Annotated in this window: 22 protein-coding genes and 1 tRNA gene; 14 read left to right on the top strand and 9 right to left on the bottom strand. The window is 56.2% G+C overall.

From position 1 onward, the window contains the following. Position 1 precedes the first annotated feature (1 nt). Genes ACZ5D1_RS13790 through fliW form a run of 6 tightly spaced genes read left to right on the top strand, consistent with a single transcriptional unit; the run spans position 2 to position 6,032 of the window. Positions 2-1,168 carry a peptidoglycan DD-metalloendopeptidase family protein gene (locus ACZ5D1_RS13790; protein WP_011368902.1) on the top strand — a complete coding sequence of 389 codons (1,167 nt, stop codon included), beginning with the start codon at positions 2-4 and terminating at the stop codon, positions 1,166-1,168. Between the two features lie 14 nt (positions 1,169-1,182). Next, entirely contained in the window at positions 1,183-1,647 is a 465-nt protein-coding gene (locus ACZ5D1_RS13785) for a flagellar protein FlgN (protein WP_011368901.1), read from the top strand. After that, the gene (gene flgK, locus ACZ5D1_RS13780; RefSeq protein WP_011368900.1) at positions 1,647-3,737 is read left to right on the top strand and encodes a flagellar hook-associated protein FlgK; all 2,091 of its coding nucleotides are present in this window, start codon (positions 1,647-1,649) and stop codon (positions 3,735-3,737) included. The genes ACZ5D1_RS13785 and flgK overlap by 1 nt, the downstream gene beginning before the upstream one ends. Before the next feature lie 47 nt (positions 3,738-3,784). Next, a complete protein-coding gene (flgL, locus tag ACZ5D1_RS13775; RefSeq protein WP_011368899.1) occupies positions 3,785-5,299 on the top strand; it encodes a flagellar hook-associated protein FlgL in 1,515 nt (504 codons plus the stop codon). 11 nt (positions 5,300-5,310) lie between these two features. Continuing rightward, a complete protein-coding gene (gene csrA / locus ACZ5D1_RS13770; protein WP_011368898.1) occupies positions 5,311-5,547 on the top strand; it encodes a carbon storage regulator CsrA in 237 nt (78 codons plus the stop codon). Continuing rightward, positions 5,526-6,032 (top strand): flagellar assembly protein FliW, encoded by a 507-nt coding sequence (gene fliW, locus ACZ5D1_RS13765; protein ID WP_464555178.1) that lies wholly within the window; start codon positions 5,526-5,528, stop codon positions 6,030-6,032. Before csrA ends, fliW begins: the two co-directional genes overlap by 22 nt. Positions 6,033-6,110: 78 nt before the next feature. Here fliW and ACZ5D1_RS13760 read toward each other — a convergent pair whose 3' ends face one another. Then, positions 6,111-6,872 carry a substrate-binding periplasmic protein gene (locus tag ACZ5D1_RS13760; RefSeq protein ID WP_464555177.1) on the bottom strand — a complete coding sequence of 254 codons (762 nt, stop codon included), beginning with the start codon at positions 6,870-6,872 and terminating at the stop codon, positions 6,111-6,113. A gap of 1,032 nt (positions 6,873-7,904) precedes the next feature. On the opposite strand from ACZ5D1_RS13760, the gene ACZ5D1_RS13755 reads away from it, so the two are divergent. Further along, positions 7,905-8,219: a hypothetical protein gene (locus ACZ5D1_RS13755; RefSeq protein WP_027182363.1), complete on the top strand. Its 315-nt coding sequence runs from the start codon at positions 7,905-7,907 to the stop codon at positions 8,217-8,219. 588 nt (positions 8,220-8,807) lie between these two features. On the opposite strand, the gene ACZ5D1_RS13750 is transcribed toward ACZ5D1_RS13755, so the two are convergent. The 5 genes from ACZ5D1_RS13750 to ACZ5D1_RS13730 all read right to left on the bottom strand — a co-directional run bounded on the left by ACZ5D1_RS13750 (position 8,808) and on the right by ACZ5D1_RS13730 (position 12,192). Continuing rightward, positions 8,808-9,257 (bottom strand): cyclophilin-like fold protein, encoded by a 450-nt coding sequence (locus ACZ5D1_RS13750; protein ID WP_234703588.1) that lies wholly within the window; start codon positions 9,255-9,257, stop codon positions 8,808-8,810. Between the two features lie 37 nt (positions 9,258-9,294). After that, positions 9,295-9,831 (bottom strand): flavodoxin family protein, encoded by a 537-nt coding sequence (locus tag ACZ5D1_RS13745; protein ID WP_011368892.1) that lies wholly within the window; start codon positions 9,829-9,831, stop codon positions 9,295-9,297. Positions 9,832-9,948: 117 nt separating this feature from the next. Further along, positions 9,949-10,596: a carboxymuconolactone decarboxylase family protein gene (locus tag ACZ5D1_RS13740; RefSeq protein WP_234702972.1), complete on the bottom strand. Its 648-nt coding sequence runs from the start codon at positions 10,594-10,596 to the stop codon at positions 9,949-9,951. A gap of 111 nt (positions 10,597-10,707) precedes the next feature. Then, positions 10,708-11,115 (bottom strand): cupin domain-containing protein, encoded by a 408-nt coding sequence (locus tag ACZ5D1_RS13735; protein ID WP_011368890.1) that lies wholly within the window; start codon positions 11,113-11,115, stop codon positions 10,708-10,710. A 120-nt stretch (positions 11,116-11,235) separates the two neighbouring features. Next, complete coding sequence (locus ACZ5D1_RS13730; RefSeq protein WP_464555175.1) at positions 11,236-12,192, bottom strand: alpha/beta hydrolase; 957 nt, start codon at positions 12,190-12,192, stop codon at positions 11,236-11,238. 299 nt (positions 12,193-12,491) lie between these two features. Here ACZ5D1_RS13730 and ACZ5D1_RS13725 point away from each other — a divergent pair, with 299 nt between their 5' ends. Then, positions 12,492-13,376 (top strand): AraC family transcriptional regulator, encoded by an 885-nt coding sequence (locus ACZ5D1_RS13725; RefSeq protein WP_464555174.1) that lies wholly within the window; start codon positions 12,492-12,494, stop codon positions 13,374-13,376. Between the two features lie 139 nt (positions 13,377-13,515). Here the strand turns inward: ACZ5D1_RS13725 and ACZ5D1_RS13720 are convergent. Then, positions 13,516-13,593 (bottom strand) — tRNA-Glu (locus ACZ5D1_RS13720). A gap of 225 nt (positions 13,594-13,818) precedes the next feature. Beyond that, the gene (locus ACZ5D1_RS13715) at positions 13,819-14,280 is read right to left on the bottom strand and encodes a DciA family protein (RefSeq protein ID WP_011368887.1); all 462 of its coding nucleotides are present in this window, start codon (positions 14,278-14,280) and stop codon (positions 13,819-13,821) included. A 287-nt stretch (positions 14,281-14,567) separates the two neighbouring features. Here ACZ5D1_RS13715 and ACZ5D1_RS13710 point away from each other — a divergent pair, with 287 nt between their 5' ends. Next, positions 14,568-15,488 (top strand): ArsR/SmtB family transcription factor, encoded by a 921-nt coding sequence (locus tag ACZ5D1_RS13710; protein WP_011368886.1) that lies wholly within the window; start codon positions 14,568-14,570, stop codon positions 15,486-15,488. 23 nt (positions 15,489-15,511) lie between these two features. Then, positions 15,512-16,951, top strand: a complete 1,440-nt coding sequence (gene ahcY, locus ACZ5D1_RS13705; protein WP_464555172.1) for an adenosylhomocysteinase — start codon at positions 15,512-15,514, stop codon at positions 16,949-16,951. A gap of 73 nt (positions 16,952-17,024) precedes the next feature. Here ahcY and ACZ5D1_RS13700 read toward each other — a convergent pair whose 3' ends face one another. After that, positions 17,025-17,483: a rhodanese-like domain-containing protein gene (locus ACZ5D1_RS13700; RefSeq protein WP_464555171.1), complete on the bottom strand. Its 459-nt coding sequence runs from the start codon at positions 17,481-17,483 to the stop codon at positions 17,025-17,027. A gap of 125 nt (positions 17,484-17,608) precedes the next feature. Between ACZ5D1_RS13700 and ACZ5D1_RS13695 the strand changes: the two genes are divergently transcribed. From ACZ5D1_RS13695 to buk, 4 genes are all read left to right on the top strand, one after another. Beyond that, entirely contained in the window at positions 17,609-17,908 is a 300-nt protein-coding gene (locus ACZ5D1_RS13695) for a hypothetical protein (RefSeq protein WP_011368883.1), read from the top strand. Between the two features lie 181 nt (positions 17,909-18,089). Further along, positions 18,090-18,572, top strand: coding sequence for an acetolactate synthase small subunit (gene ilvN, locus ACZ5D1_RS13690; RefSeq protein ID WP_011368882.1), 483 nt, complete (start codon positions 18,090-18,092; stop codon positions 18,570-18,572). Between the two features lie 13 nt (positions 18,573-18,585). Next, on the top strand, positions 18,586-19,509 hold the full coding sequence (locus ACZ5D1_RS13685; RefSeq protein ID WP_464555169.1) for a phosphate acyltransferase: 924 nt from the start codon (positions 18,586-18,588) through the stop codon (positions 19,507-19,509). Next, positions 19,506-20,624 (top strand): butyrate kinase, encoded by a 1,119-nt coding sequence (buk, locus tag ACZ5D1_RS13680; protein WP_011368880.1) that lies wholly within the window; start codon positions 19,506-19,508, stop codon positions 20,622-20,624. The genes ACZ5D1_RS13685 and buk overlap by 4 nt, the downstream gene beginning before the upstream one ends. The last annotated feature ends 9 nt before the right edge of the window (positions 20,625-20,633 follow it).

Below are 20,633 nucleotides of genomic sequence, written 5' to 3'. Positions count from 1 at the left end.
CATGAGCGGCCCTTTGTACGATTCCGGCATGGCATCTTCCGCCCTTGAAGGGCAGGAGCTTGTGCGGCGCAAGCGCGAGATGGACGCGCTGCGTCAGCGGCTGGGCGACAGCAAGTCGCGCGAGCAGCGTCTGCGCGAATCGTGCGAAGGCTTTGAATCACTGTTCATTCAGAAACTGTGGCAGCAGATGCGCGCGACCGTGCCCAAAGAAGGTTACCTGCACAGCCGCGACGAAGAAATGTACCAGTCCATGTTTGATCAGGAGCTGGCCAAGAAAATGGCTTCGGCAGGCGGCATAGGGCTGGCAGATATGCTGTATGAACAGCTGCAGGGAAGGCTGGAGGATGCCAGCCGCACCACATCGCCCGGCGCCATGACAGGTGCCGCGGCAGTACGCCCGCTCTCTCTCAGAGACGGTGCCGCAGCGGTGCCGGAAGATGCCGCGGCGTTACCGGAAGATGCGGCGGCCGGTGATGCGGTTCCGCAGGACGGAGACGAGGCCATGTACACGCCGCTGGAACAGCCGCAGGCCGGTGCGGGCAAATCTGTCTTGGCGGATTCTGCTCCGGCGGAGCATCCGCCTTTGTCATCGGTTCCTCCCGCGTTTTCTTCTGAAGACAAAAAGATATTTACACAGGTGGAGGCGCTTGCCCGGCGCATACGGCAGAATGCCGCACCGCAGGATGCCCCGCAGCAGGTTGAAGCCGCGGGCGGCATGGGCGGCCCCGCACAAAGCGATGCCGCTCCCGTCTCGCTGCACTGGCCGCTGCCGGGCAGAATATCGTCCGGTTTCGGCTGGCGTCCGGACCCGTTTACAGGTGAACGGGAATGGCACGCGGGGCTTGATATCGCCGGAGAAGAAGGCGAACCCGTGGCAGCCTGCTGGGACGGAAAGGTGGTTTTTGCCGGAGAAAAGGGAGACTACGGCAAACTGGTGGTGCTGGAACACGCCGGCGGGTGGCGCAGTTATTACGGTCACAACAGTGAACTGAATGTGGAAGTGGGGGATGTTGTCACGGCTGGCAGGAAAATTGCTGAAGTAGGTGACACAGGCCGCTCCACAGGCCCCCATCTGCACTTCGAACTGCGTCAGGGTGAACTTGCATGGAACCCCGAGCAGATCAGAAACCGGCTGATGGCGGGGCTTTCCATAGGTAAACGCGGCTGACGGAGGTAAAGGATATGACCGGTTATCTGCTCGGCAATCTTGTCCGCCAGAAAGGCGCGCTGCACTATCTTGAAACACTGCTTGAGGAAGAGTTTTCCCACCTGCGTGAACGTCGTCCCGATGATGTGAGCCATGTGGAGATGATGATTCATGAACTGGTGCGTCAGGTGGCTTCCGAGCGTGTGGAGCTTAAGGAAGCCATGAACGGCGTGCGTCTGCAGGAATACTGCGACAGTCTGGATGAAGAGACGGCGGCTCCTGTGCGTGATGCCCTGCAGCGCATCGACGAACTTGAGCAGACCTGTTCGCGTATGGCTTCGCGCAATGCAGAGCTGGCGCTGGCGCTTATGGATCAGAGCCAGAAAATGCTTTCTTTCATGCATGAACGTATCCAGCCGGATACCCGTATGACCTACGGCGGCCGCGGGCGCTACACCACCCACAGACCTCAGGCCGCACTGCTCAGCGGGAGGCTGTAATGACGCTTAACTCGCTGCTCAGCGTGGGCAAGGATGCGCTGTTTGCGTCGCAGAGCGCCATCCAGACCACAGGTAACAATATCGCCAACGTGAACACCCCCGGGTATTCGCGTCAGGCCGTACGTTTTGAAGCCAAAACCCCCATCGACTGGAAACCCGGCCAGATGGGAACCGGCGTCAAGGCGGCGGAGGTTTTCCGGTACTTCAATACCTTTATTGAACAGGAATACCACGATCACTTTGCCACCGAGCAGCGGTGGAAAGCGCAGCATCAGATGCTGCAGAGCGTCGAGAGTCTTTTCAACGAATCCAATTCAAAAGGCATAAACGCCGCGCTTTCGCAGTTTTTCACCGACTGGCAGCAGCTGGCGCAGCGTCCCGACGATAAGGCCACGCGCGAAGCTTTGCTGGCACACACCCAGAGCCTGACAAGTCTCATCAACAGTACAGCGGATTCCATGAATCAGCTGGAACACCAGATGGATGAGTACATCCGGCAGGATGTGGACAAAGCAAACAAGCTTATCAAGGATATCGCCGAGCTGAACCGTTCCATTCAGGTGCACGATATTCCCGGATCAAACAACGCCAACACGCTGCTTGACCAGCGCAACCAGATGGTACGCGAACTGGCGGCCATCATGGATGTGGATGTCATCGACAGAGGCAGCGGTGACTTTGTGGTCAACACCAAGGCCGGGCATACGCTGGTGGACGGAGAGGAATCGTTTGAACTGAAATTTGAAGGCCCCAAAACCAGCGCCGTGGTCAAGGGCGTGCCGCCTTTTGACGGCGAGATTGTCTTTGAAGGTTCTTCGGCCCGTGAATACACGCTGGAGATTGTTTCCGGCGGGGCCGTGGGCGGCGGCGCCACGTTCAAGGTTTCGTACGACGGTGGCCGCACATGGCTGACGGACGAGACCACGGGGCTGCCCAAAGAGTTTCAGGCCAATGCGCAAACCGGCAAAGTGCATGTGGACGGTCTTGATATATACTTCAATGCCGGTGCCAATGACCTTGCCGCAGGGGACGAATTTACCATCGTGCCCAAAAGCGGCCTGTACTGGGTGCGGCCCACCACTGAACCGCTGAACATAACCCCCATGGCGTTTGCCGAGGGCGGCGACAATCCGCGGCGCCTTGTGGGCGGTACTCTGGCCGGCTATTTCAGCTTCCGTGATGCCAATCTGGGAAAATATCAGGAAAAGCTGGATGCTTTTTCCCGCGAGCTGGCGTGGCAGGTCAACTATCTGCACAGTCAGGGTGCCGGTCTGGGCCATCTTGACTACACACGCGGCGGCGACAGTGTGAACGACCCCGCGCTGGCGCTGGGCGATGCGTCTTCCGGTCTGTCCTATTTCGACAAGCTGAAGTCCGGCAACCTCACGATGTACTTTTTTGACTCTGCAACAGGCGAACTGGCCTCCGGGGCCTCTTTCGGCCCGCTTGATTTCGGCGGCGGAGCCAACTTCGATCCTTCTGTGCATACGCTTGACGATGTGGTGAATGCCATAAACACATCGTGGGGCGGGTATGTCACCGCGTCCATAGCAGACAACCAGCTGGTGCTGGATGCCGCCGACGGCTACCAGTTCGGCTTTGCCGACGACAGCACGGGATTGCTGGCTGCACTGGGCATCAATACATATTTTCAGGGTGATTCGGCGGTGACGCTGGGCATGCGTCCCGAAGTGCTGGCCGATGTGAGCCGCATCAACGCCGGACGCATCAACGGCGGCGGAGAAGCCAATGTGGGCGACAACGACACCGCCACGGCCATCAGCGGACTGGCAACCAAAAAGCTCGATATTCCCACAAGCTACGAACAGGGACGCAATCAGTCACTTTCGGAATATTTCAACACCATTTCCGCCAACGTTGGTTCGGATACGGCGCAGGCCAAGTTCGGGTCGGATTTTTACGGCACGCTGGCCGACGACCTGAGTGCGCGACAGGATTCCGTTGCCGGGGTGAATCTGGACGAGGAGATGAGCAGCCTTGTCAAATTTCAGCATTCATACAAGGCGGCCGCCAAGCTGGTGACCACGGCCGACGAAATGCTGCAGGTGCTTCTGGGACTCAAGCAGTAGCGGCACATGCGGGAAGCTGCCACGGCAGCCCTGCGGAGGAATGAATCATGCGGGTATCACAGCGCAGTCTTTTTGATAACTTCATCAGCAACATGAACATGTCGCTGTCTAACCTGATGGACTCCAACATTCAGGCTTCCAGCCAGAAGCGCATCAACAAGCCTTCGGATGATCCTGTGGGCGCGGCGCGGGTGATGGGGTACCGCGATTCTCTGGCCGCCATCAAGCAGTACCGCAGCAATGTGGACACCGCCACCAGCTGGCTGGCAACCGCGGACCAGACCCTGACACAGGTGAACACCGTGCTTACGCGCATCAAGGGGCTGGCGGAACAGGCAGCCACGGGCACGCTGGACGCCAACAACCGCGAGCAGATAAGCTTTGAACTGCGTCAGCAGTACGAGCAGCTGATCAACCTTGCCAATACGCGGGTGGAAGGAAGGCACATTTTTGCCGGTCACAAGACGGACCAGCCCGCATTTGTGCAGGGGCTCAATGTTTCCACCATTGATACGGCTTTTTCCGGCGCGTCGTTTTCGGTAAGCGGCAGTCTGGAAAAGACCATGCTCATCCAGTTTACCAGCAACGGTCAGGTGGGTACCGACGCGCTGAGCTACCGGTATTCCAATGACGGCGGCGATACATGGCAGACGGGCACACTTTCTGCCGGCGGCACGACACTGACCGCCGGCAGCGTGCAGGTGGAACTGCCCGCGGGCCGCACCGTTTCCGCTGTGAACCCCGACAACCCGCACGAGACCGACAACGGTACATGGCTGTATGTGCGTCCCACCGCCGTGTACAAAGGGGATGACAACGACTCCACCACGGTGCAGTCATACGGCAATAATCTGGTGAATGCGTCGGGCAACGGTTATTTCAAAAGCGATGTGATGGTGCGGATTGATTCCGGAACAGACCTTGCGTCCGGCATCACATATTCGTACAGCACGGACAACGGCAGTACCTGGGTGGAGGGCAATACCACCTCGGGCACCGGCAGTTCCGCCTCGCTGCTTATTCCCGGCGGTTTTCTGGAGCTGAGTTCCGGTGCCGGTTCGGCTGTCAATCCGGGCGACCAGTTTATACTGCGGCCCCACCGTGCGGACATCCAGCTTGAAATTTCTCCGGGCGAACATCTGACCATCAACAGCGTGGGCAAGGATATTTTCGGCGGAATATATAATCCGCCGGACGGTTCGGGCCCGCAGGTGGCCATGGGCGGCGGCACCAGCAACCTGTTTGAGGTGGTGGGCGAACTGGTGGCCTTTGCCGAGACCAACAATCAGGCCGGAATTCAACGTTCGCTTGCTGCTCTGGACGATGTGGGGCAGCATGTGATGACACAGGTGGCCAGCATAGGCGGCCGTGAAAACCGGCTGGACGTGGCCAAAAATGTGTTGACAACCGCGGAGCTGGACGACAAAAGCCGTATGAGCGACATTGAAGATGTGGACGTTGCCGAGCTGATGACACGCCTTGCGCAGCAGCAGCTCATCTATAACAGCGTGCTCAAGTCGTCCTCCATGATCATGCAGATGAACCTGACCAATTACCTGTAAACGAGCAGCGTATGCTTATATTGACGCGCCGTCCGGGAGAGAGCCTGTACCTGGGCGATACCATCAAGATCACTGTCCTGAGTGTGCAGGGCAAGCAGATCAAGATAGGTCTCGATGTGCCCGGAGACATGACCGTGTACCGGGAGGAGGTATACATGCGCGTTCGTGACCAGAACCGTCAGGCACTTGAAACCAGCGATGCGGACCTGCTCGCAGCGACTCAATTATGGCACGCGAAAAAGAAATAGAAATCCAGACTCGTCTCGGAAAGCAGCGCATCCTGCCCAGCAAGGTGATCTATTTTCCGCGCGGTATCATGGGCTTTGAAAATCAGCACGAATTCACGCTGCTTAAATTGCGTGAAGACGCGCCTTTTCTTGTGCTGCAAAGCATTGAAGACGCCCGCCTGGGGCTGCTGGTCGCCGACCCGTACAGTTTTCTCAGCGACTATCAGATAAAGGTGAGCGATGCAGAGCAGAAACTGCTGCGCCTGCGCAACATCAGACAGGTTGCCGTGCTGGTCACCGTATCCATTCCCCCCGGTCAGCCCGACAAGACAGCGCTCAACCTCAGCGGTCCCATTCTGGTGAACCATGAGGCAAAGCTGGGCCTGCAGGTGCCGCAGGTGGAAGGAAAGTATCCGGCGCAGGTCTATGTGCATCCGCAGAATGAAACCAAGGTGGCTGCCGCAGATGCACGTCATCCCGATGACGGCGGCGCGGAAAACTGGTGAGCTGTGTACAATAACTGATTTTACGGGCGGGCTGCATCATGCGGCCCGCTTTTTTTTGCGGCCGTTACTGCCGCGGTGCTACAACCGGTCTGCTTCGCGCAGAAGAGCGCGGAACGAGCCGTCCTGCTTCATCCGGCGGATTGCCTCTTTCAGGCGGGGAGCCAGATCTGCGTGTCTGGCCGCCAGATAGATGTAGCCCGGCATCTCGACAGCTTTGCCGGTTTTGATGACGGCGGGCTGTGCATCGTTGCGTGTCGCCAGCATACAGTCCAGCACCGTGGCTGCACCTATAAGCATGTCTATGCGGCCCGCGCGCAGCATGTCTATGCCCTGCGCGTAGGTGTTCAGTCTGTAAATGGTGTGGCCCGCGGCAAGGGTCTGCGCGGCTATGCGTCCTGTGACCGAACCGCGTATATAGCCTACCTGCAGCGCTCTCGTGCCGGGGCGCGTCAGTCTCTGCAGCGTGGAGATATCCTGCAGCTCAGGGTCTGTGACATACAGGCTGTAGCGTATGTCAAAAACAGGTTCGTCCACCTTCACCAGCATGCCGTTCAGGTTGGTGCCGTCGTCCGCCCTCAGAAAATCTCCGTCCAGCTTGCCGGATTCGACAAGTTTTTCAAGGCGCTTGAGAGGCAGCGGCCTGATGGAGACATCGCGCTGCACATGGGCGAAGATGGCGGAGTACAACTGTCCTACCAGCTGAACATGTTCCTGCCGGCACATCTCCGCTGCTCCCAGAACCAGCGTGCCGTTGCCTGCCTGCGTCCGGGGGACTGCGGAAAAAAGAACCAGCAGGATGGCGCCGGTAAAAAACAGGAGCATGGGGCGGGTATGAGGCATTGAGTTCATCCTGTGTTGTATGACCTGACTTGAAGGGGCACCGGCGGGGCACCCGCCGGAAGGACAGAGAGCATAACGGGGCATGTTGCCGCTGTCCATTATTGCCGTGCAGCAATGCGGAAGGCAGTGGCGGATGGCTGAACCTTGCCGCCGGCTGTACGGGACATGGCATGGGGGGGCACCGCTGCTCTGTATGATCGATTTTTTTTGTGCCGGAAATCCCGTCTTTGAACCGAAGCCGCTCCGCCGGTCTGTTGGTTGCGTCTATTGAACCACGTTCATGCAAGGGTTGCGGCCAATGGTGCGGCCAATGTTTGCGGTTGGTCGGGCGGTTACCCGCATAGCGGAAAGCCGGACGTGCGAATGCCCTGCGTGCAGACGTACGCAGGATGTGCCGTCGTTTGGTAAGAACAAGTGGCAGCTGTTCTTGACGGAAAAGTTTACGCACTTCTGTGTGGCAGGAGCGACTCAGGGGTGATGATGCAATGCTGCGGGATGGCGAAAGACGTTCTTACGCTTGCTGGACGTGTATCCACAGCACGGGAAACTCTTTGTTCAATTATCGGCTTGCGGGGGGGGATTACCGGAGAAGTTGATATGAAAATGAATCGTTTTTCGATCTGTTTGTGATTGACATGACCTGTCAATGATGATGAAATTCTTTATCGATTCAGGTTTGCGATAATTATCACCGAGTTCTTTATGGCGAAAGTGAAGTTTTCTTTACGCCAAACTGAAATCTATCTTATTTTGTTGATAGCCTTCAGTGATCGATGCGTGTCTGCTTTGGTAAGGCAGGAATACGCTTGTTCCGATCAGGTGATAATGAAAGGCATGGTCATTTCAGACTGGAGTTTTTTTAAGGATGCAGGCGACAGCAGGAGTCTGTGAAGTTTTGAAACTATACAATTCAGATGAGTGGGCATGGTGCGTAGCACGCAAGGGGGGGAAGCACGCAGAAAAGCTGATGGTGCAATGTGCGCGGTTCATATCTGTTCTGTTTCTGTCATGTTTATGGAAAAGAGGTGAAGGATGAAAATGAATAAGGTTTTTTTAGGATTGGTTGCAAGTTTCTTAGGGCTTCTGCTTTATTACCTTGTAATGCACCGAATTGAAGGCCCTCAGGCCATTTATAAATATAGTTTCCTGATCGTGGCCATGTTTTCGCTTGCCACAATGGTTATTCAGACAGGAAAAAGTGCTGAAAGGGGTTCTGTTGCCCAAAAAAGCGAGGCTTCGGCTTCTGCTTCGGCCACAAAGGAGCCTTCGTATCGTAGCACAGCATGCACTTTTTTAATTTGTGTCACTTTTATATTCAGTTTTTCAATGTTCCTGAATACCTGGTGAAGGGTAATCCCCCCTCAATTTTAGGAAGCTTGAAAGTGGAGGCTATGCAGGTCTGTCCGCGATTGGTTCCGGCAGTTGCGTATCAGTGGGATATCTGGAAGCAGGGATATCTGGAAGCATTGTATAGCCGGAAAAGGTGACATGCCTCGCTAGGCTAGCTGAGTCCGGGCGGCTTCGAGCATTTGTCTTATCAGGACCGGCAGAAACAGACGGCGTCGCCTCTCCGCTACTATCCGTTTTTTTATGGCTCTTTAGCACAGGAAGATGAGGCAAAAGAAAAAGCACTCATGCGCGGGCATGAGTGCTTATCTTCATTTTGGCGTCCCCAAGGGGATTTGAACCCCTGTCGCCTGCGTGAAAGGCAGGAATGCCAGCCAAGCAAAGCTGGTTGCAGCAATAAAAACAACAATGTCTTGGCTGCACTTGTCAGCCGTAGGCACGTTTGACACGGATTCTGACACGTCATGGACACGCTGCAAACAAAGCGGCGATCAGCGTCAGTACGTTGTCTTAGTCATTTTAACAGCCATTATATTATTTCATAATTGATAAACTAGTTAAGGAATTAGCTCTGAATTTTTCTTAGCCTTATTGCGAAACGTCAGCAGCAACCATAATCATGCCGGACAACTCCCGGATATATTCACCGCCCTGAACGGCGTGGCCGAGTTCATACAGGCCCGGCGCGGAATGGAAGCTGCCATAGAACATCACCACGTCACCCCAGGGTGCGTAGTAAGCCAGAGTGCCGGAGCGCACATCGCCAGCCAACGGCGTGTCGGACGTATTCAGTTTTTTCGGGGGGTAAAAAATTTTCTCATTGTTCCCATAGTTTTCAACGGCAATTTCCATGGGTAACTGAACAAGCAATGACTTGGACGCCGGGCTCTCATTCAATGCGAAGACGATATCCTGACCATTTGCGTGTACGACCATCTGCATGGGATGTTCTCCGGTTTCATTGGCAAAAGAGACTGTTACGGAAAAAAGCATAACGACACAGAGTGACACCAGAAACCATACACCATTCTTCATCATGACCTCCCATGGTAATCCACCAGACCGGGAACGATGATCAGGCCTTCGATCCAGCCGCATGTGCCTGTTGCAGCGCGCGGGTTCCCTTAACCGAATCTTCATCCCACACGCCAGTAATGGAAATCGTTCCCTTTTCCCTGATATTGCGCAGACACCCGGTAAACGTCCTAAAACTCTGCTCCGTGCTTTCCACCGGCAGGGCACCGCCAGCTGCGGAGATGATAAAATACACGTCCTTGTCACTGACGTGCGTGTAAACGGGACACACCCGATCGATGAACGTCTTCATGGGGCCGTTGAAGGACCGGAAATACACCGGCGTGGCAAAAACAATCACATCGGCAGCGATCAGCTTGCCCAGAATGTCTGCCATATCATCCTGCTGCGCACAGACGCCAGAGCCGCCGATACAGCTGCAGCACCCTGTGCAGTAGTTGATATTCTTCTCCGCAAGGCGGACCTTTTCCACCGTATGTCCGGCTTCAGTCGCTCCATGCATGAAGGCATCGCACAGAAGGTCAGAGTTGCCCTTTGCTCTGGGGCTCGACGAGATACAAAGAATTGTTTTGCTCATGAGATAGTACCGCTACAGCACGTTTTGCTGCTTTTTTCTGGTGTTGCCGCCCCTTCTCCGGTACCTGAGAGCACCGGAGAAGGAACGTACAACCTGATGCGTCATTTTCCGATTGGGCTATTTGCGTTTGGCCAGAACGCCCTCGAGCACCTCTCCGGCAATTGCGGCCTCGTCTTCACCCACCTTGGCCGCGAGTACCGTCACAAAGCTCTGCATCTGCGCCTCGGTCAGTCCCGTGTTCATGGCTGCCCCCAAATGGTAAGAGAGCTGCCCCGCCGTGCCGGTCATATTTGCAAGCGCAGCGACTGTCGCCAACTCGCGTTCCTGACGGGTCAGTACGTCGCGGGCGAAGATGTCGGCAAAAAGATGTTGCTTGAGAAAGTCATCGATAACAGGTGAAAACTCCTGCCATGCAGCAGGAGGTGGAACGTCCTTCAGACCGGACAAATCCGCCCGGACACGGGCACCATAGGCATCCTTGTCCAGGTCGGCTGGAATGGGGCTGGCGTCCCTGCCTATCTCGTCCAGAATCCCTTTGGCCTTGCGTTCGTCCACAACCTTCATGAAGGCAGCCATGCCGTTCAGGCTCCGCGGGAATCCGGTGTAGGCGTACATCTGCACGAGGATTTCCTTCACCTCATTGACCGTCAGGCCGGAATTCAGCCCTTCATGCAGCGCAGGAGTAAGGCGCCCCATGTCACCGCTAGCCGTAAAGGCGGCGATGGCCACAATGGCCTGTTGCCGCGCATCCAGTGCATTGTTCATGGCCTGTACCTCCGATGCGGCAACGGTTCCCAAAATTATGGCAGCAACCGCAATAGCCGTTAATTGTTTGATATTCATATCAGTGTCCTTGCGGTGCTACGGCGCAGCTCATTAGCTGAGCGCGTTGTATTCCTCGTCGGAAACAGGTTCCAGCCATTCGTTGGATCTCCCCTCCGCAGGCACTTCCACGGCGAGATGGGCAAACCAGCTATCTCTGGCGGCACCGTGCCAGTGCTTGGTATCCGGGGGAATATTCACAACGTCTCCGGCACGCAGCTCCTGCGCGGGTTTCCCTTCTTCCTGATACCAGCCGCGGCCGCCGGTCACGAGCAGAACCTGACCACCCTTGCGGTGGATATGCCAGAAGTTGCGGCAGCCCGGTTCAAAGGTGACGTTACCGATGACAACGCCTTCAGCAGACAGTATTTCCAGATAGCTAGTCCCGGTAAAATACTGTGCATAAGATTTGTTTTCCGGCCCCTTGGGAAAAATTCCATCTCCCTGAAATGTGGTGTTCATTTATATTTGCCTCCAAAGTTGTTTCGCTCAGGATGGTTATTGAGTCTGAGTGTTATAATCCGCGGTAGAGAATGCTATGCGTAAATGGCCTGTCAGTCTGCTATCGCGGCTCATGCCTTTTTACCCAAGGGCTTTTTTGAAAAAGTCATCCAGTTTGCCAAAAGGAATTATGTCCATGCGGTCGTACAGGTCGATATGTCTTGCTTCGGGAACGATAAAGAGCTCTTTCGGTTCTTCAGCCATTTTGTAAGCGTCTTCTGTAAAGTAACGCGAGTGTGCCTTTTCGCCGATAATGAACAGAATAGGGCGGGGCGATATTGTTTCGATGAAATCCAGCAGAGGGAAGTTTATGAAAGCCATGTTGCTTGTTACTGTAAACGGTCCGTGTGAACGGGGATGATGCCCCCGCTTCATGGCGTAGTATTCCCAGAACTCACTGCTTATGGGGTCCAGTCCCTGCGGGATCGAATCGCTTGGGGTGTCCGGAAAGCCTGCCGGCAGTAGCGGTGCTTTGCTCTCAAAATCTTTCCAGCGTTGCATTCCGAGTTCATCCAGCATTGTATTGCGTTCTTCGTCCGACAAAGAATCAAGCCAACCGTACCTGATTACCCGACTCATGTCATACATGCTGGCGGTCGCGACGGCTTTAATCCGGCGGTCAGCCTGTGCGGCTTTAAGGGCAAATGCTCCGCTTCCGCAGATTCCTATGACGCCGATTTTTTCTCTGTCCACAAAAGGTGTTGTGCCCAAAAAATCAACGCCCGCACTGAAGTCCTCCGTAAAAATTTCAGGAGAGGATATGTGTCTGGGGTTGCCGCCGCTTTCGCCGTTAAAGGATTCGTCAAACGCAATGGCTACAAAGCCGCGTTCCGCCATGGTCTGTGCGTAGATACCTGCGCCTTGTTCCTTCACTCCGCCGTAGGGTGTGCCGACAATGAGCGCCGGAAGCTGCCGGTTTGGGTCCATAGTACGCGGCATGTACATGTCGGCAGAGATGAGAATCCCGTATCTGTTGGGATAGTTGACTTTTTTATGAAGTACTTGTGCACTTGGCTTGAACGTTTTGTCCCAGGTCATTGTTTCCTCCGTATGAGCTGCGTTTGTTTGTAAAACAGTGCCGGCGGCAGCGTTGTCTTAAAGGTTCTGATTCCGGAACCATATGTTATCAGATGAACCGTGCGGAATTGCGAGATTTGCAGTTCATAAGGGTTCACTTGTCTGATTTTGTCTGCATGAAATATGTAAAGGCATTGCTCCTTGTGTGGAACGCACGTTTCTCTTTAAAACTTGCCTAATCCTCTAACTGCGGCAGGGCGGGGTTGAAATTACATAGGATATGGTGTTTACACTGCATTGCTGCGTATGGAGGAATATCTATGTCCGGTATGGTGAAACTGCTTGATGAGATTGCCGGTGTCGACGGCGGCGCTGTTGAGTCCAGGCTTCCAGGTGTCCGTTTTTTTAAGAAGACAAGGCATGTAGCACGCAGACCGATGCTGTATAATCCTGGAATATGTATAGTCGTATCAGGACATAAAGTGGCGTATGTCGGCGGTCAGACTTTCAGATACGATGTGGATAACTATCTTGTGACTTCGGTCGCCATGCCGTTTGAGTGCGAATCCTTTCCCAGTCAGGAAAACCCGTTACTGGGGATGTTTATCGACATTGACATCGGGCAGCTGAATAATCTGATAAGTATGATGGAAAGGCAGGATAATCCGTCTGTGGCAGTTTCTAACGGGCGGCAGCTTGCCATTGGCCCTTCGGCTATGGACGCGGATATGAAAGACGCTGCTGTGAAGTTGGCTAAAGCACTGCAGAGTGAACAGGAAGCCAGAATACTGGGGCCGGGGCTGGTACGCGAGGTGTATTACAGAGCATTATGCGGAAATCAGGCTCCCGTGTTGTATTCTCTTGTGCGGGGAAGCGGTTCTTTTTCGCAGGTGGCCAGAATTATACACATGATGGAAGGCAGCTACTCTGAAAAATTTGATATTCAGCAGCTTGCAGATTCCGTGCATATGAGTGTTTCTGCTTTTCATAAGGCGTTCAAGGATATTACGGCAGATTCGCCGTTGCAGTATTTAAAGAAAATACGACTTTCGCGCGCCAGAGACCTTATCGTCCAGCAGGGAATGAAAGCTTATCTGGCAGCAGATGAGGTCGGATACGAAAGTCCGTCTCAGTTCAGCCGCGAATTCAAACGTTATTTCGGGCGCAGTCCCGCAGAGCTAATGCGTGATGTCCGTTCATCGTAGGGGCTTCGGGCTTTGCTACCGCAAGCCTGCAGGGTCAGGTGGGCGCCGTGCCAGCCGGGTCCGGCGCAGGGGGAAAATGATGCTTGTTCAGGCAAAAGAAAAAGCACTCATGCGCGGGCATGAGTGCTTATCTTCATTTTGGCGTCCCCAAGGGGATTTGAACCCCTGTCGCCTGCGTGAAAGGCAGGTGTCCTAGGCCAGGCTAGACGATGGGGACGCTTGACGCGTGTGTACTGGTGCACAGCGCGGAAAAGCTTTCTGACAGAATAGCATGTGCCCGTCAAGAAAAAAGTGTGCAAAAAAGCGGGAAGGTTTTTCGACGGTGTGCCGGATGCATGGCGCGACCCCTTCATGCAGCGCACAGAAGGCCTGAGATGTGCCGCGGCGGTGCGGGGGGCTGCTGGCATGTGGCGGAGAGCAAGGGCTGCCGTGCGGGGGGCAGTTATTCTCTGCCTTTGAAAAAACGGACGTACTTTTTGTAGCAGCGGGTGACCGGTGATTCGGGATCAAGGATTTCTGTCAGGCCGCCCAGATTTTCCGGTTCAGGCGGTTGCCAGCGGCGCACTTCATAGGTGGGGGCCTTCAGTCTGGCAAGGTCCGTCTTGCCCATAAGCAGGTCCACCTGCACGCGGTTGAAGTGTTCTTCCCCCACAAATGCGTTCACGCGTTCAAGAATTTCCTGACTGTAGTAGGTAAGGTCCTGTTGCGCCATGTTGTCTTCGGCGCCGATGACAAGCGTGTTTTTACGGTGTCCCAGCGGAATGGCCAGTGCGGCTATGTCGGGGCCCAGCACTTCGTCCCACTGGCGCCACAGGGCGATAAGCCGCACGGCAAGGCCTCCCCCCCGTTCTTCGAGGAAGCGGCGCATGGAATTTCGCAGGTCGCGGGCGTAAATATCTTGCATCGGTGATTCTCCGGTGTGGCGCGCCGCAATGTGCTGGCACATGCCGCGGCAGCCTGAGTGCGGCATACGATGGCGCTGTCCTGCTGTCAATGAGATGCAAGCAAGCCTCGGGCGGCAGGTGGCGCGGCATCCTGTTTCTGTCCGGCGGGCGGGGCGAAGCGGTGTACAAAAATTGGCTCCGCAGCAGAACCGTGTTGACTGTATTCTGCTTTTTCGATAGAGCTACATCAACTTTTCTTGATTCAGATTCATCAAGTAAACTAAAAATAACAGCCGGACCAGAAACCATGTCATCCGCACTCGCACTTTTCAAGGCGTTGTCAGACGAAACCCGTCTGCGGCTCATCAATGTGCTCAACAGGTTTGAGCTCAGCGTCAATGAGCTGGTCGCCATTTTGGAAATGGGACAGTCGCGTGTTTCGCGCCATCTCAAAATAATGACCGGAGCAGGGCTGCTCAGTTCACGCCGTGACGGGTTGTGGGTTTTTTATTCCGCACCGGCGGAAGGGCCGGGGCGTGACTTTATCAATGCGGTTATGCCGTTTGTGACTAAAGATATCACGCTGCATGCAGATCTTGATATGGCCCGCAAGATAATCGAAGAACGGTCGCGCAAAACCCGGCAGTTCTTTAATTCCATTGCGGAAGACTGGGATCAGCTGAATCGCGAGGTCATAGGCGATTTTGATCTGCCTGCGGCCATTGTGTCGCATATGCCCCGCTGCAGAGTGGCGGTGGATTTCGGCTGCGGCACGGGAACCATGCTCAAGGCCATGATGCAGAAAGCGCAGGAGGTCATCGGCGTGGATGGCTCGCCCCGCATGCTTGAACTGGCGCGGCGCAGGTTCGAGGAAGATGCCGGGCGGGTTTCTCTGCGCATAGGCGACCTTGAACATCTGCCGCTGGCCGATGGTGAAGCGGATTTTGCCGTAGTAAGCATGGTGCTGCATCACCTGTCGCATCCGGGTGCCGCCCTGCGGGAGATACGGCGTGTGCTCAGCCCCGGCGGAGTGCTGGTGCTGGCCGATTTTGACAAGCACGAAGATGAACGGATGCGCACGGAATACGGCGACCGCTGGCTCGGGTTTGATCTGCCCGCGCTGACAGAAAAGTTGACCGGAGCCGGATTTGCGGTGCGCCACAGCGAGTTGCAGAACGTGGAAAGAAATCTTTCCATCCATCTGATCGTCGCACAGAACAACAGTTAACCCATATTTTTTCGGAGAACGTCATGACAGATGCCAGCAAAGCCCTTCCTCTGGACTTGAGCCTTGAAAACAAGGTCAAAGATCTTTCCCAGGCCGATTTCGGCTACAAGGAAATGCAGCTTTCCGAACGTGAAATGCCCGGCCTGATGGAACTGATAGCCAAGCACGGTGCCGAAAAGCCGCTCAAGGGGCTCAAGGTCACAGGCTCGCTGCATATGACCATTCAGACCGCCATGCTTATCAAAACTCTGTACGAGCTGGGCGCTGATATCCGCTGGGCTTCGTGCAACATATTCTCCACGCAGGACCATGCCGCAGCCGCCATTGCCGATTCGGGCATGGCAAAGGTTTTTGCATGGAAAGGTGAAACGCTGGAAGAATACTGGTGGTGCACCGAAATGGCGCTTACCTGGCCCGACGGGTCCGGTCCCGATCTTATCGTGGACGACGGCGGCGACGCCACCATGCTTATCCATAAAGGGGTGGAAGCAGAAAAGAATCCCGCCCTGCTGGAAAAGTCCTACGATAACAAAGAATTTCAGATTGTGATGAACCGCATTGCCCTGAGCATGAAAAACGATCCCGGCAAATGGACGCGTGTTGCCGCCAAAGTGCGCGGTGTTTCAGAAGAAACAACCACCGGCGTACACCGTCTGTACCATATGGAAAAAGACGGGTTGCTGCTGTTCCCGGCCATCAACGTCAACGACTCCGTTACCAAGTCCAAATTCGACAACCTGTACGGTTGCCGTGAATCGCTGGCAGACGGTATCAAACGCGCCACCGATGTGATGATTGCCGGAAAGACCGTTGTGGTGCTGGGCTACGGCGATGTGGGCAAAGGCTGCGCCCATTCCATGCGCGGATTCGGCGCACGGGTGCTTGTAACCGAAATCGACCCCATCTGCGCGCTGCAGGCCGCCATGGAAGGCTTTGAAGTGGTCACCATGGATGAAGCCGCTCCCGAAGGTGATATCTTTGTGACGGCCACCGGCAACTTCAAGGTAATTACCGGCGAGCACATGGAACGGATGAAAGATGAAGCCATTGTCTGCAACATCGGCCATTTTGATAACGAAATCGATATGGCTTACCTTGAAGACAGCACCGAATGCTCCTGCCTGAACATCAAACCGCAGGTGGACAAATGGACGCTGAAGTCCGGCCGTTCCATCATCGTTCTGGCAGAAGGCCGTCTGGTCAACCTCGGCTGCGCCACCGGGCACCCCAGCTTTGTCATGTCCAACAGCTTTACCAATCAGGTGCTGGCACAGCTTGAGCTGGCTTCCAACCCCGATCTGGAGCGCAAGGTCTACATCCTGCCCAAAAAGCTGGATGAAGAAGTGGCCCGTCTGCACCTTGCCCGTCTGGGGGCAAAGCTGACCACCCTGACCGACGAACAGGCAGAATACATCGGAGTGGACAAAACCGGTCCCTTCAAGCCCGACCACTACCGTTACTAACGGCAGGCGCTGCTGTGCAGCGCACCGTCATATGGTATCATACCGGCCGCCCCGCTTTTGCGGGGCGGCTTTTTTAGTGCGCGGTCCCATTTTTTGTCAGGGGCAGCTTGTGCTGTTCCCATTCCAGCAGACCGTGCTGCAGATGGTACACGGGACCTTTGAACCCCAGTTTTTCCAGTGTGCGCAGCGTGCGTGCGCTGCGTGCTCCGGACCGGCAGTACAGCAGGTACGCTGTGCGGGAATCCAGCCGGGCAAGTTGTCCGGCAAAGTCCGGTGCATGAAAGTCGGCATTGACCGCGCCCTTGATATGTCCGCGGGCAAATTCTGCCGGAGTGCGGACATCAAGAGGAATGACGCTTTTCTCATTCAGCAGTCCGGCAGCCTGTGTGGCGGATACCGGTACCAGCTGCATGCCTGTATCCGCGGTGTGCCCGTAGCGGTACCACTGCATAAAGGCCATGCCGGAAGCCAGCATGAGAAAAACAAGCACTCCCGCAGTCAGAGCCTTGCGGTGCGTAAAGTCCGGTATCATAACGCTCTCCTGTGATTTGTCCGCCGGGGTGTCTGTACAGCTTTTCTTTATCATTGAGGACCCGCAGCGCATAGCCCACTATGCTTATGAGGGCTTCCCCCCTCCAAGCCTGCGGGAGGCGTTTCATGTGCCAGATTATCCGGACTTTTGAGCTGGTGAGACAGGGCGATATGGTCATCGAGGACATAGTGACTGCCGTAAAGGTGAGCGGTGTGCCCCGCTGGTATCCCTTTGAAGAGCGCTGGCGGTGGATGCGGCTCATGTACATGCAGGGCAAGGCGACTCCGCAGCTGCTCCGGACATTTCTTTCGCGGCTTTCGGCGCATACGCCCTATACGCTGTGTACGCTGCAGGATCTCAACGTGCGCTCCGGCGTCGAGATTGTCTGCCCTGTGCTGCGTGATACGGGCGTGTTTGATCTGTGAAATCCCTGTAAAGGCAGCCGGCCTGCACGGGCCGCGGTGCGCGGGTGCGCGTCGCGGCCCGTCAGTTTTTCACAGCTCTGCGCCGCGGCGCAGTGCACCTGAAAAGCTATATGGGACTTCATGCTTGCGCAGCGGCTGTGCTGCGGTATAGTGATGCTCTGCATACAAAAGGAGTACCGCAGTGAAGCATACCATCTCTGCACTTGTGCAAAACCGTGTCGGTGTAGTGGCAGAGGCTACGGACGTGTTCCGCAAATACAATGTGAACATCAAGTCTGTCTCCTGTGGCGAGACCGAAGACTTTGACGTGTCGCGGCTTGTGATCACAGTGGAAGGCCAGTCTGCGGAAGTCGAGCGCATCTGCGCGGAACTGTCCGGACTGGATTTTATCCGCGAGGTGGAAGATCTGGCCCGTAAAGATTTTGTTGACCGCGAACTGGCTTTGCTGCGGGTTTCCATCACGCGCGACACCATGTCACAGGTCATGCAGATTTTTGAGGTATTCCGGGCAAATGTTGTGGGTATGGGACAGGAAACCATCACTGTAGAACTGACCGGTGATCAGGAAAAGGTGGACGGTTTCATCAAGATGCTGCGGCCTCACGGCATCCGCAGCCTGTGCCGTACCGGTGTCATTGCGTTGCGTCGCGGCGATGAAGACTGATGCCGGAGGACCCATGAAGATGACTTCCATGGAAGATCTGCTGGCCGCGGCGGCGCGGACAGGAACCATGCCGCGTGTGGCCGTGGCCGCCAGTGCGCAGGATGTTGCGTTGCTGGCCGCGCTGGATGCACATGCCCGCGGCATAGCGGAGCCTGTGCTTGTGGGCGATCTGGAAGAGACACGCCGCATAGCCGGACGGGCCGGAGTGGATATTTCTGCGCTGGAATCGCACCATGTGCCGGATAAGGCCGGAGCCGTGCAGCATGCACTGGCCTTGTTCCGCGCGGGTGACGTTTCCATGCTGATGAAGGGGAACGTCAATACGGACGTGTTGCTTAAAGGCGTGCTGAATAAAGAAACGGGTGTGCCGCCTGCCGGTATTCTTTCGCATGTGGCGGTGTTTTGCCTGCCCGGCGAGCCTCGTCTGCGTCTGCTGACAGATGCGGGGGTTAACATTGCGCCCAACCTGCAGCGTAAGGCGGAAATAGTGCGTAACGCGCTGCACGTGGCCCGCTCGCTGGGGCTTGAGCGACCGCGTGCGGCCATGCTGGCCGCCACGGAAAAGGTTATGTATCCGGCCATGCCTGCCACGCTGGATGCGCAGATGGTGGCCCGTATGAGTGCCGAGGGGGCATTCGGTGATGCCGTGGTTTCCGGCCCCATGGCGCTTGACCTTGCGGTATCGCCCGCGGCAGTGGCGCGCAAAGGGTTTGAAGACCCGGTGGCCGGTAATGCCGACGTGCTGGTGGCGCCGGATATCGAAAGCGGCAATGTACTGTACAAGACCCTCACCACACTGCTGGACCTGCCCGTGGCGGGCATTGTGGCCGGCAGCAGGATTCCTCTTATCGTCCCTTCCCGCGGCGACAGCGACCGCAGCAAACTGTATGCACTGGCTCTGGCAGCCTACATGACCCGTAAGGAATGCACCGGATGAGTCTGATCCTGACCATTAATCCCGGATCGACAAGCACCAAGATAGCGGTGTTTGCAGCGGAAGAGGAACTTTTTGAACGTACGGTGGAGCATCCCCATGATGCCTTTTCCGGTCTGGCCGGTGTATACGGGCAGCTGGAAGCGCGGCGGCATGCCGTTCAGACCATGCTGTCCCGGGCCGGTTATGCCGATGCCCGTTTTGATATTGTGGTGGGGCGCGGCGGTTTGCTGGCCCCCATGCACGGTGGTGCATGGCGTGTGAATCAGACCATGCTTGATATTCTGGAATCCGCCGCGCACGGCGAGCATCCTTGTAATCTCGGCGCACCGCTGGCTCTGGCGTTTGCCCGCAGCCACGGGGCGCACCGGAATGTACAGGCCATCATAGTGGATCCTGTGGTTACGGATGAACTGGACCCCGTGGCCCGTATAGGCGGATTGCCTGAACTGCCGCGCCGCAGCGTGTTTCACGCGCTTTCACAGCGCGCGGCGGCACGCAGGGCAGCGGCACAGCTGGGCATACGCTATGAGGATGGCCGTTTTCTGGTCGGGCATTTCGGGGGTGGCATTTCTGTAGGGGCGCACCGCCACGGCAGAGTGGTGGACGTGAACAACGCGCTGGAAGGAGAAGGGCCTTTTTCACCGGAGCGGACGGGCGGCCTGCCTGTCATGCCCGCTCTGGAGCTGGTACGCAGAGGTGTGTACTCGTTTGAGCGCATGCGCAGTATTGTGCAGCGCGAAGGAGGCATGTGGGCGCATCTGGGCACCAACGACCTGCGCGAGGTACAGCGCAGGATGGACGCCGGTGATACCGCAGCGGCGCAGATTTTCGACGCGCTGGCTTACAACAGCGCCAAGGCTCTGTGCGCGCTGTTACCGGCACTGACCGGCGCGGGGCAGGACGTCCCGTCGGCCCCGCCGGTGGATGCGGTGGTGCTTACGGGCGGTATGGCCCGTTCCGGGCGGTTCATGCAGGCTGTTTCGGACAGGCTGCGCTATCTCGGACCGGTCATAGTGCTGCCCCGTCTGGAAGAGATGCAGGCACTGGCCATGGGCGGTCTGCGGGTGCTGCGGGGTGAGGAGACCCCCGCGGAATACGGCGGCGGCATGTCCTGAGACTGCGCG

It is taken from the genome of Oleidesulfovibrio vietnamensis, assembly GCF_055388115.1.
The sequence above is the reverse complement of the archived record's forward strand: the minus strand, read 5'-3'. Positions and strand labels throughout refer to the sequence as shown.

What these genes read in the sequence shown, in the direction of transcription:
- ACZ5D1_RS13790 (WP_011368902.1), top strand. Translation starts at nt 2, where the DNA reads ATGAGCGGCCCTTTGTACGATTCCGGCATGGCATCTTCCGCCCTTGAA.
- ACZ5D1_RS13785 (WP_011368901.1), top strand. Translation starts at nt 1,183, where the DNA reads ATGACCGGTTATCTGCTCGGCAATCTTGTCCGCCAGAAAGGCGCGCTG.
- flgK (WP_011368900.1), top strand. Translation starts at nt 1,647, where the DNA reads ATGACGCTTAACTCGCTGCTCAGCGTGGGCAAGGATGCGCTGTTTGCG.
- flgL (WP_011368899.1), top strand. Translation starts at nt 3,785, where the DNA reads ATGCGGGTATCACAGCGCAGTCTTTTTGATAACTTCATCAGCAACATG.
- csrA (WP_011368898.1), top strand. Translation starts at nt 5,311, where the DNA reads ATGCTTATATTGACGCGCCGTCCGGGAGAGAGCCTGTACCTGGGCGAT.
- fliW (WP_464555178.1), top strand. Translation starts at nt 5,526, where the DNA reads ATGGCACGCGAAAAAGAAATAGAAATCCAGACTCGTCTCGGAAAGCAG.
- ACZ5D1_RS13760 (WP_464555177.1), bottom strand. Translation starts at nt 6,872, where the DNA reads ATGCCTCATACCCGCCCCATGCTCCTGTTTTTTACCGGCGCCATCCTG.
- ACZ5D1_RS13755 (WP_027182363.1), top strand. Translation starts at nt 7,905, where the DNA reads ATGAAAATGAATAAGGTTTTTTTAGGATTGGTTGCAAGTTTCTTAGGG.
- ACZ5D1_RS13750 (WP_234703588.1), bottom strand. Translation starts at nt 9,257, where the DNA reads ATGATGAAGAATGGTGTATGGTTTCTGGTGTCACTCTGTGTCGTTATG.
- ACZ5D1_RS13745 (WP_011368892.1), bottom strand. Translation starts at nt 9,831, where the DNA reads ATGAGCAAAACAATTCTTTGTATCTCGTCGAGCCCCAGAGCAAAGGGC.
- ACZ5D1_RS13740 (WP_234702972.1), bottom strand. Translation starts at nt 10,596, where the DNA reads ATGAACAATGCACTGGATGCGCGGCAACAGGCCATTGTGGCCATCGCC.
- ACZ5D1_RS13735 (WP_011368890.1), bottom strand. Translation starts at nt 11,115, where the DNA reads ATGAACACCACATTTCAGGGAGATGGAATTTTTCCCAAGGGGCCGGAA.
- ACZ5D1_RS13730 (WP_464555175.1), bottom strand. Translation starts at nt 12,192, where the DNA reads ATGACCTGGGACAAAACGTTCAAGCCAAGTGCACAAGTACTTCATAAA.
- ACZ5D1_RS13725 (WP_464555174.1), top strand. Translation starts at nt 12,492, where the DNA reads ATGTCCGGTATGGTGAAACTGCTTGATGAGATTGCCGGTGTCGACGGC.
- ACZ5D1_RS13715 (WP_011368887.1), bottom strand. Translation starts at nt 14,280, where the DNA reads ATGCAAGATATTTACGCCCGCGACCTGCGAAATTCCATGCGCCGCTTC.
- ACZ5D1_RS13710 (WP_011368886.1), top strand. Translation starts at nt 14,568, where the DNA reads ATGTCATCCGCACTCGCACTTTTCAAGGCGTTGTCAGACGAAACCCGT.
- ahcY (WP_464555172.1), top strand. Translation starts at nt 15,512, where the DNA reads ATGACAGATGCCAGCAAAGCCCTTCCTCTGGACTTGAGCCTTGAAAAC.
- ACZ5D1_RS13700 (WP_464555171.1), bottom strand. Translation starts at nt 17,483, where the DNA reads ATGATACCGGACTTTACGCACCGCAAGGCTCTGACTGCGGGAGTGCTT.
- ACZ5D1_RS13695 (WP_011368883.1), top strand. Translation starts at nt 17,609, where the DNA reads ATGTGCCAGATTATCCGGACTTTTGAGCTGGTGAGACAGGGCGATATG.
- ACZ5D1_RS13685 (WP_464555169.1), top strand. Translation starts at nt 18,586, where the DNA reads ATGAAGATGACTTCCATGGAAGATCTGCTGGCCGCGGCGGCGCGGACA.
- buk (WP_011368880.1), top strand. Translation starts at nt 19,506, where the DNA reads ATGAGTCTGATCCTGACCATTAATCCCGGATCGACAAGCACCAAGATA.